The sequence below is a fragment of the Pseudomonas sp. 13159349 genome (assembly GCF_013305685.1).
Taxonomy (GTDB): domain Bacteria; phylum Pseudomonadota; class Gammaproteobacteria; order Pseudomonadales; family Pseudomonadaceae; genus Aquipseudomonas; species Aquipseudomonas asiatica.
Genome location: NZ_CP045553.1, coordinates 3,562,228 through 3,575,228 on the forward strand (window position 1 = coordinate 3,562,228; position 13,001 = coordinate 3,575,228).

Genomic DNA, 13,001 nt, shown 5'->3' on the forward strand with positions numbered 1-13,001 from the left:
AAGGCCAAACTGTGGGAGCGGGCAAGCCCGCGAAGAAGCCGCACTGGCCCCTCAGCCATGCACCCAGCGCCGATGCAGCCCACGCGCCAGGGCATCCAGCACAAACCCCAGCACCCCGATCAGCAGCACCATCGCCATCAGCTCGGAATACGCCAGCCGGTCGCGGGTATCGAGAATGAAGTACCCCAGCCCCGCACTCACCCCGAGCATTTCGCACGGCACCAGCACGATCCACAGGATGCCGATGGCCAGGCGCACGCCGGTCAGCACATGGCCGATCACCCCGGGCACGATCACCTTGCACAAGGTCTCCCGGCGCGTGGCACTCAAACTGCGGCTCAACTGCAACCAGCGTGGGTCCAGCTGCCTTACCCCGGCCGCCGTGTTCAACAAGATCGGCCACAATGCGGCAAACGCCAGCAGGAAGTAGATAGGCTGGTCCCCCACGCCCATCAGCATCACCACCACCGGCATCCACGACAGCGGCGAGATCATGCGCAGGAACTGGAACGCCGGCGTGGTCGCCGCCTCCAGGTGCCGGTAGCTGCCCACCAGCAAGCCCAGCGGCACGCCGATCAGCAGCGCCAGCAGCAGCCCGACCAGGATACGTTTGAGGCTGACCCAGATATGCCCGTACACCTCGCCCTGCCCCAGCAACTCGACCAGGCTGGCCAGGGTCGCTGCCGGCGAAAAGCGCGCCGACAGGCCATCGGCCTGGCCGAACAGCGCGACACCGGCCCACCACAGCAGCAACAGACCCAGCAACCCGGCCAGCCCCAGGCCGGCATGAACGACATGCGTGCGCATCAGACCGCGAACTCCTCGCTACGCTCGAAGTTATCGGCGATGCCGAACACCGACGGCCCGCCAACGGTAGCAATGGCGTTGCGCACGAAGCGGTCGTCGACCAGGTCGCGGGCGGTCTGTGCCGGGTCCAGGCCGGCCAGGAACGCGCTGTCGCCCTCGATCAAGGTGGTTTTCAGGCGCTTGACCAGTTCTTCGGTGTAGCTGGGGAACGGGTAAGGCTGGAAATCGATGCGCTTTTCGTCCCACTGCTGGTGGCGAATGGCGCCACTGGCAATATAACCGGCCCGGTCCTCGGCGGCCGGGGCCAGCACTTTGCCGAGCACCGCTGGTTCATGCGGCGTGTACTTGTTGGGGCCGGCCTTGGACAACAATGCAGCGGCCTCGGCGCGGTGGTCACGGGTCCAGTGCTGGGCCTTGACGATGGCGTTGACCACCTTCTGCGACCACTCCGGGCGGTTGTTCAGGTCATGCTCGTGCATGAACACCACGCAGCAGGCGTGGTTGCGCCACACATCGCCGGTAAAGCGCTGCACGCGGCCAACCTTGAGGTTCTCGGCCAGAGCGTTGAAGGGCTCGGCGACGATATAGCCAGCGATGCGCTTGCTGGCCAGTGCAGGCGGCATGTCGGACGGCGGCAGCACCAGCAGGTTGACTTCGTTGCCGGCCAGTGGCGCATTGGCCGGCTTCGACACCGGGGTCAGGCCGTTGTCGTCGAGCATCTGTTGCAGCACGACGTTGTGGATCGAGTACCAGAACGGGATGGCCACGGTCTTGCCGCCCAGCTGTTTCATGTCGCTGATGTCCGGGGCCACGGTCAGCCCCGAACCGCCCACGTGGTTCCAGGCCACCACCTTGGCCGGCACCTTGCTGGCGTAGCGGGCCCACACGGTCATCGGCGACAGCAGGTGGATGACGTTGACCTGGCCGGAGATGAACGCTTCGATCACCTGCGCCCAGCTGCGCAGCAGCACCGGGCGCTCGGCCTTGATGCCTTCGGCCTCGAACAGGCCGTTGTTGTGCGCCACCAGCAGTGGCGTGGCGTCGGTGATCGGCAGGTAGCCAATACCCACCGGCGCGTCCGGCTCGGCGGCGGCCCGGGCCTGCAGGCTCGACAGCAACGGCAGTGCTCCGGCGGCCGTGAGCATGGCGCCGAGCTTGAGGAAATCGCGACGCGAAGAAGAGGAACAGCAGTCATCCATGCACATGGACAGCCTCCGAGGGCAACGGGGTTGGGGTAGGTTCGACTGTGCGGCTTGCCCGCCGAAGGGTTTTGAGGATTTCGATGCGCAAGGCGCCCAGTTCCTCGACCCGCTGCGTCCGTGGTTGCGGCAGGTCGATGTGCCACTGGCCGAGGGTGTGCGCTGGGTGGTTGCCCAGTAGCAGGACCCGGTCGGACAGCAGCAGGGCTTCGTCGATATCGTGGGTGATCAGCACCGCTGCCGTGTTGTGGGTGGCGATCAGTTGCAGCAGCAGTTGCTGCATGTCGGCCCGGGTCACTTCATCCAGCGCGCCGAACGGCTCGTCGAGCAACAGCACTTCGGGCTGGCGGGCCAGGCAGCGGGCCAGCGCGGTGCGCTGGGCCATGCCGCCGGACAACTGCGCCGGGTACTGGCCACGGGCATGGGCCAGGCCCACGGCGGCAATCGCATGGTCGATGCGTGCGCGCCGTTCGGCGGCGGCAAGTTTCGGCTGGCGGGCGAAGTCCAGGCCGAAGGCGACGTTCTTCTCCAGGTTCAACCAGGGCAACAGGCTCGGGTCCTGGAAGGCCACCGCCAGGCGTGGGTGCGGGCCCTGCAGCGGCTGGCCGTGCAGGGTCACGCTGCCACCGCGGGGCTGCTGCAGGCCGGCCAGCACACGCAGCAGGCTGGACTTGCCGACCCCGCTGGGGCCGAGGATGGTCACCACTTCGCCGGGTGCCAGCTGCAGGTCGAACTGTGCCAGCACCGCCTGCCAGCCACCCTCGCGCGGGTAGCCCAGGCTGATGTCGCGGGCTTCGAGCAACACTGGGCTCATGCCGCGCCCGCCTGGCGTTGCAGTTCGGCGCGCAGCTGCACCAGGCTGGGCGTGACGATCGGCACGAAGGCCGACTCGCGCCAGCGGCGGGCAAAGCCTTCACCGTACTCGCTTAGGTAGGCCTTGCCACCACTGGCCTGCAACTCCAGTTGCACGGCGTCGGCAGCGCTTTCGGCCAAGGTGATGCGCAGCTTGAACAAGGCTGCCGGCTGCTGCTGGAAGCGGCCATCGAGCAGGCCCTGCTTGAGCTCGTTCACGGTGTTTTCCAGGCGTTCGCTGAGCACCTGACGTGCTTCGTCGAGGAACGAGGCACGGCCATGCAGGTGTGCCTGCACTTCCGCCAGCGCCCGCCGCGCCAGGCCAATGGCCATGCCGCACTGCAGCGCCAGGAACGCCGGGCGTACCCGGGGCAGGAACTCGCGGGCATTTTCGTGCAGCAACCAGCCACGCTGCAATTGCACCTGGTGGAAGGCCAGTGCTGCGGTGTTGCTTGACTGCAGGCCCATCAGCTGCAGGTCGTCGGAACGCTCCAGGCCCTGTGCGTCGGACGGGATGGCCAGCACGAACGGTGCACCACCGGCTTCATCTTCGATAGCCGCAGCCACCACGAAGCCGCTCTTGCGCAAGTTGGTCACCCAGTGCAGGCGCCCTTCCAGCTGCCAGCCATCGGTTTGCGGGCGGCCACGCACCTGCAGCGCTTCGATGCCGGACAGGAACTTCATGGCGTTGGACAGCCCGGTGGCGCCGGCCAGTTCGCCAGTCAGCAGGCGCGGCAGCAGGCGCTCGCGCAGGGGCTGGTTGGGGCTGTGCAACAGGTATTCGATGAAGGCGCGCTGGCCCCAGCAAACGAACGCCGCTGCCAGCGAGCGGCTGGCGATCGCGGCGATGGCCTCGACCGCGTCGCTCACCTGCCCGCCCGTGCCGCCCAGGGCCGGGTCGACACCGACGCGCAGCAGCTGCGATTCGGCGATTTGCGCCAGCACCAGCTGCGGCTCGCATTGGCCCCGGTCAATGGCCTCGGCATTGGCATCCAGCCATTGTCGAAATGCACAATCTTGCATGGTCTTGCTCCTTTGAAAACGCCGGGGCCGCCTGGCGGCCCATTCGCGGCACAAGGCCGCTCCTACAACGATCGCGGTACGACCGGTGTCACACGCAGATCATGCAGAAGGTTGCCAGCGGTACTTGCCGAGCTCGTCATTGAGCGGCGTCTGGGCGAACACATTAGCAAAGTTGCACAGGGTTGCGAGGCTCACGCCCAGAATCACCTCCAGGGCGTTGCCTTCGCTGAAACCGGCTGCGCGGAAGGCCTGGTAAGTGGCCTCGCTGACATTGCCGCGGGTGGCGATTACTTCGCGGGCGAACGCGGCCAGGGTTTCATACCGGGCATCGGGCAGCTCGCCACGGGCACGCAGGGCATCGACCACCTCCTGCGGCAGCTTGGCCTTGTTAAGGGCCACGGCCGTGTGGCCGGCCACGCAGAAGTCGCAGCCATGCTGGGTGGCGGCAATCAGTTGCACCACTTCACGCTCGGCCAGGCTCAGTTCGGCTTTGCCGTTGAGTGCCGAAACGGTCACGTAGGTTTCCAGCGCCGCCGGGGCATTGGCCAGCACGCCCAGCAGGTTGGGGATGAAGCCGGAATTCTTCTGGGCGTTCTCGAGGAACGGACGGGCCGCTTCCGGGGCGCTCTGCAGCGTGTGTAAAGTAATGCGCGAGGACATGGAGTGGTCTCCTTTGATGAGTGTCACTACAGTCTGTTGGTTATAAGAACTACCCTCCATATTCATCAGTCGCCTTTCCTTGCTCTTGAGTCTTTGCATTAGATGATTTCGTCCAGCCACCTTGTCGATTGGTTATTAGAGGGCCTGGAGCTCGATGCCAGCCTGTTCCATGTGGGCCGCTACTGCGGCGGCTGGCACGCCAGCACCGAAGGCATGGGCCGGGCCAGCTTCCACCTGGTGGTGCAAGGACATTGCTGGCTGCACATCGACGGGCAGCCCGAGGCACTGCGCCTGGAGGCCGGCGATGCGGTGTTCCTGCTGCGCGACCTCGGCTATCGCCTGGCCAGCGACCAGGACCCTGCCAGTGCCTGCGCCCAGCCACGCCAGCAGATGCAGGCCATGGACGTTGATGCGGTCGATGGCGTGGGCCTGGTATGTGGTTTCTTCCACTTCAGGCCGGGGTTGTCGGCGCTGATCGTCGACGGCCTGGCCGACTGGATATTGCTGCGCGCCGATGAACCGGCCGGGCATGCGGCGGGGGCGTTGTTCGAGCTGATCCTGGAGGAGTGCCGGCGCGCCGCCGGGCCTTCCCAGGCGTTGCTGGAGCGGCTGACGCACTTGCTGTTCCTGTATGTGCTACGCCAGCAGGTGCATGCCGGGCAATCGCTGGGCGGGCTGGTCGCCCTCGCCCGGCAACCGGCGTTTGCCGGTTTGCTGGAGCAGTTGATCGAGCAACCGGGGCAAGCGTGGACGCTGGAAAGCATGGCCGCCTGTACCGGGTTGTCGCGGTCGGCGTTTTTCAAGCGTTTCAATGAACTGGCGGGGCAGTCGCCGGGGCAGGTACTGCTGGCGTTGCGGATGCGCCTTGCCAGTCAGTTGCTGCGCACGGGGCATACCGTGGAGCAGGTGGGGGCACAGGTGGGGTATCAGTCGGTGGCGGCATTTACCCGGGCGTTTGCCAAAGCGGTGGGGGTGCAGCCGGGGGCGTATCGGCGGCAGCATGAAGGGCGTTAGCCTGCACTGGCCTCTTCGCGGGTGAACCCGCTCCCACAGGGGTATCACAATCTCTGAAAAGCAGTTCCTACATGCAACGCGATTCCTTTGTAGGAGCAGCCTTGCGCTGCGAATGGGCTGCAACGCAGCCCCTGTTACAGCAACGCCAATCTGTCAGTCATTCACACTCACAACCCGCCCCGCCTTCTCGGCAGCCTTGCCCCGGGTCGCCAGGCAGTAGTACAGCGGCACCGTCACCAGCAAGCCGAACAGCCACGACAGATCAGCCCCTTCGACGATATTGGAATACGGCCCCACATACAGCGACGTGTTGGCAAACGGCAACTGCACCAGGATGCCGCAGGCATAGGCAATGATCGCGTGGTGGTTGAAGCGGCCATAGATGCCGCCGTCAGCACTGAAGATCGAGGCGATATCGTACTGGCCCTTCTTGATCAGGTAGAAGTCGATCAGGTTGATCGACGCCCACGGCACCAGCACCAGCAGCAGTGCCAGGATCAGGCCGATGAACTGGCCGATGAAGTCCGCCGAGGCATTCAGCGCTACCAGGCCGCAGCCCACCAGAATCACCGAAGCCAGCACCACCCGCACCTTGATGCTCGGCGTCCACTCGGCGACGAAGGTCTGGATCGCGGTGACGATCGACAGCACTGCGCCATACAGGTTGAGGGCGTTGTGGCTGATGATGTTGAGCAGGAACAGCACCATCAGGATCGGGCCCAGCCAGCCGGTGGCCTGCTTGACCGCATCCATTGCATCGGTGCCTTCCGGCACGCAAAGCACCGCCACCGCACCAAAGCTGAAGCACAGGATGGTGCCCAGGGTAGCGCCGAAGTAGGTGGCCCAGAACGGCTTGGCAATGCCCACTTCACGCGGCAGGTAGCGCGAATAGTCGGAGGTATACGGCGAGAAGCTGATCTGCCAGATGGTGCCCAGCGACACGGTGGCGATGAAGCCCGACAGGTTGAACGCGCCACGGCTGAAGAAGTCGGCCGGCAGTTCCTGGGCGAACATCATGATGAAGCCGGCCAGCAGCGCCGAACCCATCACCCAGGTACCGATGCGGTTGAGGATGTGAATGAAACGGTAGCCGATCACGCCAATGGCGGTGGCACTCAGCGCACCGATCACGATCGCGCCGGGCATCGGCACGCTCGGAGTGATGCCGTGGATGGTCTTGCCCGCCAGGACGATGTTGGAAATGAAGAAGCCGACATAGATCAGTGCGGTGAAGAACACGATCAGCAAGGCGCCGTAGCGGCCGAACTGGCCACGGCTCTGCACCATCTGCGGAATGCCCAGCTGCGGTCCCTGCGCAGAGGCAAGGGCAATGACCACGCCCCCGACCAGATGGCCCAGCACGATGGCGACCAGCCCCCATAACAGGTTCAGGTGGAATACCTGGACCACCATGGCGCCGGTGACGATGGGCAGTGGCGCGATGTTGGTACTGAACCAGAGGGTGAACAGGTCGCGCGCCTTCCCGTGGCGCTCGGCAGGTGGAACGTAATCGACCGTGTGATTCTCGACAAACTGGTGTTGCGACGACGGTTGGGACATAGGATTCAGCTCGAAAGGTCGTTTTTATCTTTGTAAGGAAACCGCATCTAGGCGGCCTCTCAGCTGCGGACCATATTATGGTATTCCAAACTTTTGACAACACTGATCCGTAGGAAAAAACGCCCACTGATCCGCTCGCGCAACCCCTGCGGCAAACCGCCTCACCGCTCAAGCCCACGGTATACGCGGGCTTGAGCCGTTCATCGCGCAACACCCCCGCTTGAAAATTCCGCTTGCAAAATAGGTATTACGGTATACCATCAGACACATCAACGATAAAAACCGCGGACCACCGCAGCCCTATAGAGGTACACCAGATGATCGACGCAACCGTCTACAAGCATGTCCTGGGCTCCTTCCCGTCCGGCGTTACCGTCATCACCACCCTGGACGACGATGGCTCGGTCGTCGGTCTGACCGCCAGCGCCTTTTCCTCCCTGTCGATGGACCCGCCGCTGGTGCTGTTTTGCCCCAACTACACCTCCGACTCCTACCCCGTGCTGATCAGGCAGAAGCGCTTCGCCATTCATCTGTTGTCCGGTGAACAGCAGGCCGAAGCCTATGCGTTCGCCAAGAAGGGCAAGGACAAGGCCAGCGGTATCGAGTGGTCCCTGAGCGAACTGGGCAACCCGATCCTGGCCGGGGCCACCGCAGTCATCGAATGCGAACTGTGGCGCGAATACGAAGGTGGTGACCACGCCATCATGGTCGGCAAGGTGCACAACCTGATCGTCCCTGAAGAGGCGCCACGGCCGATGGTGTACTGCCGCGGCAAGATGGCCAGCCTGCCGGCCTTTGCCTGAAGCCTATTCTGAATCGAGACCGCTGGTGCCAACCCTGCCAGGCGCCAGCCCCTTTCAAGCGTTGAGGAAAGCCCCATGAAATTTTCGTTGTTCGTGCACATGGAACGTTGGGATGAACAGGTCAGCCACCGCCAGCTGTTCGAAGACCTGACCGAACTGACCCTGATGGCCGAGCACGGCGGTTTCAGCACCGTGTGGATCGGCGAACACCACGCCATGGAATACACCATTTCGCCAAGCCCGATGCCGCTGCTGGCCTACCTGGCTGCGCGCACCGACAAGATCCGCCTGGGCGCCGGCACCATCATCGCGCCGTTCTGGAACCCGATCCGCGTGGCGGGCGAATGCGCCCTGCTCGACGTGATCAGCAAGGGCCGCATGGAAGTGGGCCTGGCCCGTGGCGCCTACCAGTTCGAATTCGACCGCATGGCAGGTGGCATGCCGGCCACCGACGGCGGCAAGGCTCTGCGTGAAATGGTGCCGGTGGTGCGCAAGCTGTGGGAAGGCGACTACGCCCATGACGGCGAAGTGTACAAGTTCCCCACGTCCACCAGCGTGCCGAAGCCCTACAACGCCGTACCGCCGATGTGGATCGCCGCCCGCGACCCGGACTCGCACAACTTCGCCGTGGCCAATGGCTGCAACGTGATGGTGACCCCACTGATGAAGGGTGACGAGGAAGTGCTGGACCTGAAGAACAAGTTCCAGGCCGCCCTGGACAACAACCCGGGCGTGCCACGCCCGCAACTGATGGTGCTGCGCCACACCCACGTGCACAGCCCGGCCGAGCCGGAAGGCTGGAAAGTTGGCGCCCAGGCCATCTCGCGCTTCTACCGCACCTTCGATGCCTGGTTCGGCAACAAGACCACCCCGGTCAACGGCTTCCTCGAGCCGAGCCCGGAATCGAAGTTCGCAGAAGTGCCGGCGTTCGAGCTGGAGAACATCCGCAAGAACACCATGATCGGCACGCCGGAAGAGATCATCGCGCGTATCAAGTACTACCAGGAACTCGGCGTCGACGAGTTCAGCTTCTGGTGCGACAACAGCCTGCCCCACGCCGAGAAAAAGAAGTCGCTGGAGCTGTTCATCAAGGAAGTGGTGCCGGCGTTCGCCTGATTTCCCATTACCTGAAACATTGCGGGACGCGCCCGCTCCCGTGGGCCCTGCGGCCCGCGTGAGCGGGCTTTTTTTTGAAGCCTGCACCGGCCTCTTCGCGGGCTTGCCCGCTCCCACAGGGACAGCACAGGCCATGAATGCCGTGCGATCCCTGTGGGAGCGGGCAAGCCCGCGAAAAGGCCAGTACAGAAACCGCAGGAATCAAGGCATCAGGCCACCTTTCGTCCCCTCGCAAGAGAAATTTCCAGCCACCTATTGCACAACAAATATTATGGTATACCATCAGACAACAAGAGCTGATAACCCTCACCAGGAGCCACCCATGAGTTTCGAAATCCGCAAGATCGTCACCTACTCCGAAGAGACCCGCATCGAAGGCGGCAAGGCCACCGACAAGCCGGTGACCATGGTCGGCCTGGCCGTCGTGATCAAGAACCCATGGGCCGGTCGCGGTTTCGTTGAAGATCTGAAGCCGGAAATCCGTGCCAACTGCTCGGACCTGGGTGCCCTGATGGTCGAGCGCCTGACTGCAGCCATCGGCGGCGCCGACAAGATCGAAGCCTACGGCAAGGCCGCAGTCGTCGGTGCCGACGGGGAAATCGAACACGCCTCGGCGGTGATCCATACCCTGCGCTTCGGCAACCACTACCGTGAAGCGGTACAGGCCAAGAGCTACCTGAGCTTCACCAACAAGCGCGGCGGCCCGGGCACCTCGATCCAGATCCCGATGATGCAGAAGGACGACGAAGGCCTACGCTCGCACTACATCACCCTGGAAATGCAGATCGAAGATGCCCCGCGCGCCGATGAAATCGTCGTGGTCCTGGGCGCCTCCGACGGCGGCCGCCTGCACCCGCGCATCGGCAACCGCTACATCGACCTGGAAGAACTGGCTGCCGAAAAAGCCAACGCTCAATAACAACAACCAAGACGGGCCGGGGCGTGGCGTGCTTACCCGCCGCGCCCGACCTTCAAGGAGCGCCCTCCATGATTCAGCCTGTCGCTGAACGCACACCCGCCGGCACCAGCTACCTGTCCGTCGGCCAGGGCCAACCCGTGGTACTGATCCACGGCGTGGGCCTGAACAAGGAAATGTGGGGCGGTCAGTTCGTTGGCCTGGCCAACGACTACCGCGTCATCGCCTACGACATGCTCGGCCACGGCCAGAGCGCGCTGCCAGCCGCCGACATTGGCCTGGAAGGTTATGCTGCACAACTGGCCGAACTGCTCGACCACCTGCAGATCGCGCAAGCCACCGTGATCGGCTTTTCCATGGGCGGCCTGGTCGCCCGGGCGTTCGCCCTCGAATACCCACAGCGCCTGGCTGCACTGGTAGTGCTCAATAGCGTGTTCAACCGCACCCCCGAGCAGAGTGCCGGCGTTATCGCCCGCGCCGCCCAGGCTGCGCAGCTTGGCCCCGACGCCAACGTCGACGCCGCGCTCGACCGCTGGTTCAGTCGTGAATACAAGGCTGCCAACCCGGCGCAGGTCGCCGCCATTCGCCAGGTGCTGGCAAGCAATGACCCGCAGGGTTACCACACCACTTATTCGCTGTTCGCCACCCAGGACATGTACCGCGCAGGCGACCTGGGCAGCATCCAGGTGCCGACGCTGATCGCCACCGGCGAACTCGACGCAGGCTCCACCCCGGCCATGACCCGCCAGCTCGCTGCCAGCATTCCTGGCGCGCAAAGCGTGGTCCTCGCCGAACAACGGCATATGATGCCGGTGGAAGCACCGCGTGAAGTCAACAAGATGCTGCTGGACTTCCTCGCGCAAGCCCGCACCCTCACCGAATCCGCCAAGGGGATTGTTGCATGACCCTCGTTCGTTTCCAGATGTGCATCGACGGCCAATGGCGCGATGCCCAGAGCGGCAAGACCTTCGACAGCCTCAACCCGGCTACCGCCCAGGCATGGGCGCAATTGCCCGACGCCGACGAGGCCGATGTCGAGCTGGCCGTGCAGGCCGCCCAGCGCGCCTTCGACAGCAAGGAGTGGCGCAGTATCACCGCCACCGCGCGCGGCAAGCTGCTGCGTCGCCTGGGTGACCTGATTGCCGAAAACAAGGAACACCTGGCCCAGCTGGAAAGCCGTGACAACGGCAAGCTGATCCGCGAAACCCGCGGCCAGGTCGGCTACCTGCCAGAGTTCTTCCACTACACCGCAGGCCTTGCCGACAAGCTTGAAGGCGGCACCCTGCCGCTGGACAAGCCCGACCTGTTCGCCTACACCGTGCACGAGCCGATCGGCGTGGTGGCCGGGATCATCCCGTGGAACAGCCCGCTGTACCTCACCGCCATCAAGCTGGCCCCGGCCCTGGCCGCCGGCAACACCATCGTGCTCAAGCCGTCCGAGCACGCCTCGGCGACCATCCTCGAGCTGGCCCGCCTGGCCCTCGAGGCCGGCTTCCCGGCTGGTGTGGTCAACGTGGTCACCGGCTACGGCCCCAGCACCGGCGCGGCGCTGACCCGCCACCCGCTGGTGCGCAAGATCGCCTTCACCGGCGGCGCCGCCACCGCCCGCCACGTGGTGCGCAGCAGCGCCGAGAACTTCGCCAAGCTGTCGCTGGAGCTGGGCGGCAAGTCGCCGAACATCATTTTCGCCGATGCCGACCTGGACAGCGCCATCAACGGCGCCGTGGCAGGCATTTATGCCGCCTCCGGGCAAAGCTGCGTGGCCGGCTCGCGTCTGCTGGTGCAGGACGAGATCTTCGACGAGTTCGTCGAACGCCTGATCGCCCGCGCCAGGCGCATCCGCATCGGCAACCCGCAGGACGACGCCAGCGAAATGGGCCCCATGGCCACCGCGCAACAGCTGGCCGTGGTCGAAGGCCTGGTGGCCGCTGCCAAGGCCGAAGGCGCCAAGCTGCACATGGGCGGCAAGCGTGCCGAGGTCGAGGGTGACGGCTGGTTCTACGAGCCGACCCTGTTCGAGTGCGACAGCAACTCGATGACCATCATGCAGGAAGAGGTGTTCGGCCCGGTTGCCGCGGTAATCCGCTTCAAGACCGAGGAAGAGGCCCTGGCCATCGCCAACGACTCGCAGTTCGGCCTGGCCGCCGGCATCTGGACCCGCGACCTGGGCCGTGCCCACCGCCTGGCCCGCGACGTGCGTTCGGGGATCATCTGGGTCAACACCTACCGTGCCGTGTCGGCCATGGCGCCGATCGGCGGGTTCAAGAACAGCGGCTACGGCCGTGAGAGCGGCATCGATTCGGTGCTGGCCTATACCGAGCTGAAGACGGTGTGGATCAACCTGTCCACCGCGCCGATGCCCGACCCGTTTGTGATGCGCTAAGAGGTAGCACGAGATGATCGAACCAGGCATCTACAAAGACGTGATGGGCTCGTTCCCGTCCGGCGTCACCGTGGTCACCACCCTGGACGCCGACGGTGGCATCGTCGGCATCACCGCCAGCGCGTTCAGCGCGCTGTCGATCGAACCGGCGCTGGTGCTGTTCTGCCCCAACTACGCCTCCGACACCTACCCCATCCTGCGTGACAGCAAGCAGTTCGCGATTCACCTGCTGTCCGCCGACCAGACCGCCGAGGCCTATGCCTTCGCCGGCAAGGGCAAGGACAAGGCCAAAGGCATCGACTGGCACCTGAGCGAGCTGGGCAACCCGCTGCTGGCCAAGGCCACGGCGATCATCGAATGCGAGCTGTGGCGCGAGTACGACGGCGGTGACCACGCGATCATCGTCGGCGCGGTGAAGAACCTGGTGCTGCCGGCCGAGCCGGTGACCCCGATGGTCTACCACAAGGGCAAGCTGGGCGCCCTGCCCCCCTTGGGTTGATAGACCGCGTTGGCTTCTTCGCGGGCTCGCCCGCTCCCACAGGTACTGCGCAGGTTTCAGCACCTGTGCAATCCCTGTGGGAGCGGGCAAGCCCGCGAAGAAGCCAACACCGATGACCCTGTTTTTAGGGGCCGCGTCATCGTCTCACCCTCGGTTGCGTCCCCTGTTT

The 13,001-nt window shown here is 64.6% G+C and carries 13 protein-coding genes; 7 read left to right on the plus strand and 6 right to left on the minus strand.

Annotated elements, in window-relative coordinates:
- Positions 1-51 precede the first annotated feature (51 nt).
- The 5 genes from GEV38_RS16505 to GEV38_RS16525 all read right to left on the minus strand — a co-directional run bounded on the left by GEV38_RS16505 (position 52) and on the right by GEV38_RS16525 (position 4,541).
- Entirely contained in the window at positions 52-807 is a 756-nt protein-coding gene (locus GEV38_RS16505) for an ABC transporter permease (RefSeq protein ID WP_015270722.1), read from the minus strand.
- Positions 807-2,012, minus strand: a complete 1,206-nt coding sequence (locus GEV38_RS16510) for an ABC transporter substrate-binding protein (RefSeq protein ID WP_173895890.1) — start codon at positions 2,010-2,012, stop codon at positions 807-809. Before GEV38_RS16510 ends, GEV38_RS16505 begins: the two co-directional genes overlap by 1 nt.
- Positions 1,999-2,820: an ABC transporter ATP-binding protein gene (locus GEV38_RS16515; RefSeq protein WP_054572569.1), complete on the minus strand. Its 822-nt coding sequence runs from the start codon at positions 2,818-2,820 to the stop codon at positions 1,999-2,001. Before GEV38_RS16515 ends, GEV38_RS16510 begins: the two co-directional genes overlap by 14 nt.
- Entirely contained in the window at positions 2,817-3,881 is a 1,065-nt protein-coding gene (locus tag GEV38_RS16520; protein ID WP_054572568.1) for an acyl-CoA dehydrogenase family protein, read from the minus strand. The genes GEV38_RS16515 and GEV38_RS16520 overlap by 4 nt, the downstream gene beginning before the upstream one ends.
- 99 nt (positions 3,882-3,980) lie before the next feature.
- Entirely contained in the window at positions 3,981-4,541 is a 561-nt protein-coding gene (locus GEV38_RS16525; protein WP_003259243.1) for a carboxymuconolactone decarboxylase family protein, read from the minus strand.
- A 102-nt stretch (positions 4,542-4,643) separates the two neighbouring features.
- Here GEV38_RS16525 and GEV38_RS16530 point away from each other — a divergent pair, with 102 nt between their 5' ends.
- A complete protein-coding gene (locus GEV38_RS16530) occupies positions 4,644-5,555 on the plus strand; it encodes an AraC family transcriptional regulator (protein WP_054572567.1) in 912 nt (303 codons plus the stop codon).
- Between the two features lie 153 nt (positions 5,556-5,708).
- Here the strand turns inward: GEV38_RS16530 and GEV38_RS16535 are convergent, their stop codons facing one another.
- On the minus strand, positions 5,709-7,115 hold the full coding sequence (locus GEV38_RS16535; protein ID WP_015270727.1) for a cytosine permease: 1,407 nt from the start codon (positions 7,113-7,115) through the stop codon (positions 5,709-5,711).
- Positions 7,116-7,432: 317 nt separating this feature from the next.
- Here GEV38_RS16535 and GEV38_RS16540 point away from each other — a divergent pair, with 317 nt between their 5' ends.
- The 6 genes from GEV38_RS16540 to GEV38_RS16565 all read left to right on the plus strand — a co-directional run bounded on the left by GEV38_RS16540 (position 7,433) and on the right by GEV38_RS16565 (position 12,832).
- Positions 7,433-7,918 carry a flavin reductase family protein gene (locus tag GEV38_RS16540; RefSeq protein ID WP_003259250.1) on the plus strand — a complete coding sequence of 162 codons (486 nt, stop codon included), beginning with the start codon at positions 7,433-7,435 and terminating at the stop codon, positions 7,916-7,918.
- Positions 7,919-7,993: 75 nt separating this feature from the next.
- Positions 7,994-9,034 (plus strand): LLM class flavin-dependent oxidoreductase, encoded by a 1,041-nt coding sequence (locus tag GEV38_RS16545; protein WP_054572566.1) that lies wholly within the window; start codon positions 7,994-7,996, stop codon positions 9,032-9,034.
- Between the two features lie 322 nt (positions 9,035-9,356).
- Positions 9,357-9,953, plus strand: a complete 597-nt coding sequence (locus tag GEV38_RS16550) for an amino acid synthesis family protein (RefSeq protein ID WP_003258678.1) — start codon at positions 9,357-9,359, stop codon at positions 9,951-9,953.
- A gap of 68 nt (positions 9,954-10,021) precedes the next feature.
- On the plus strand, positions 10,022-10,855 hold the full coding sequence (locus tag GEV38_RS16555; RefSeq protein WP_054572588.1) for an alpha/beta fold hydrolase: 834 nt from the start codon (positions 10,022-10,024) through the stop codon (positions 10,853-10,855).
- A complete protein-coding gene (locus GEV38_RS16560; protein ID WP_024087305.1) occupies positions 10,852-12,333 on the plus strand; it encodes an aldehyde dehydrogenase in 1,482 nt (493 codons plus the stop codon). Before GEV38_RS16555 ends, GEV38_RS16560 begins: the two co-directional genes overlap by 4 nt.
- Before the next feature lie 13 nt (positions 12,334-12,346).
- Positions 12,347-12,832, plus strand: a complete 486-nt coding sequence (locus GEV38_RS16565) for a flavin reductase family protein (RefSeq protein WP_054572589.1) — start codon at positions 12,347-12,349, stop codon at positions 12,830-12,832.
- The last annotated feature ends 169 nt before the right edge of the window (positions 12,833-13,001 follow it).

What these genes read in the sequence shown, in the direction of transcription:
- GEV38_RS16555 (WP_054572588.1), top strand. Translation starts at nt 10,022, where the DNA reads ATGATTCAGCCTGTCGCTGAACGCACACCCGCCGGCACCAGCTACCTG.
- GEV38_RS16565 (WP_054572589.1), top strand. Translation starts at nt 12,347, where the DNA reads ATGATCGAACCAGGCATCTACAAAGACGTGATGGGCTCGTTCCCGTCC.
- GEV38_RS16505 (WP_015270722.1), bottom strand. Translation starts at nt 807, where the DNA reads ATGCGCACGCATGTCGTTCATGCCGGCCTGGGGCTGGCCGGGTTGCTG.
- GEV38_RS16510 (WP_173895890.1), bottom strand. Translation starts at nt 2,012, where the DNA reads ATGTGCATGGATGACTGCTGTTCCTCTTCTTCGCGTCGCGATTTCCTC.
- GEV38_RS16550 (WP_003258678.1), top strand. Translation starts at nt 9,357, where the DNA reads ATGAGTTTCGAAATCCGCAAGATCGTCACCTACTCCGAAGAGACCCGC.
- GEV38_RS16535 (WP_015270727.1), bottom strand. Translation starts at nt 7,115, where the DNA reads ATGTCCCAACCGTCGTCGCAACACCAGTTTGTCGAGAATCACACGGTC.
- GEV38_RS16560 (WP_024087305.1), top strand. Translation starts at nt 10,852, where the DNA reads ATGACCCTCGTTCGTTTCCAGATGTGCATCGACGGCCAATGGCGCGAT.
- GEV38_RS16515 (WP_054572569.1), bottom strand. Translation starts at nt 2,820, where the DNA reads ATGAGCCCAGTGTTGCTCGAAGCCCGCGACATCAGCCTGGGCTACCCG.
- GEV38_RS16530 (WP_054572567.1), top strand. Translation starts at nt 4,644, where the DNA reads ATGATTTCGTCCAGCCACCTTGTCGATTGGTTATTAGAGGGCCTGGAG.
- GEV38_RS16525 (WP_003259243.1), bottom strand. Translation starts at nt 4,541, where the DNA reads ATGTCCTCGCGCATTACTTTACACACGCTGCAGAGCGCCCCGGAAGCG.
- GEV38_RS16545 (WP_054572566.1), top strand. Translation starts at nt 7,994, where the DNA reads ATGAAATTTTCGTTGTTCGTGCACATGGAACGTTGGGATGAACAGGTC.
- GEV38_RS16540 (WP_003259250.1), top strand. Translation starts at nt 7,433, where the DNA reads ATGATCGACGCAACCGTCTACAAGCATGTCCTGGGCTCCTTCCCGTCC.
- GEV38_RS16520 (WP_054572568.1), bottom strand. Translation starts at nt 3,881, where the DNA reads ATGCAAGATTGTGCATTTCGACAATGGCTGGATGCCAATGCCGAGGCC.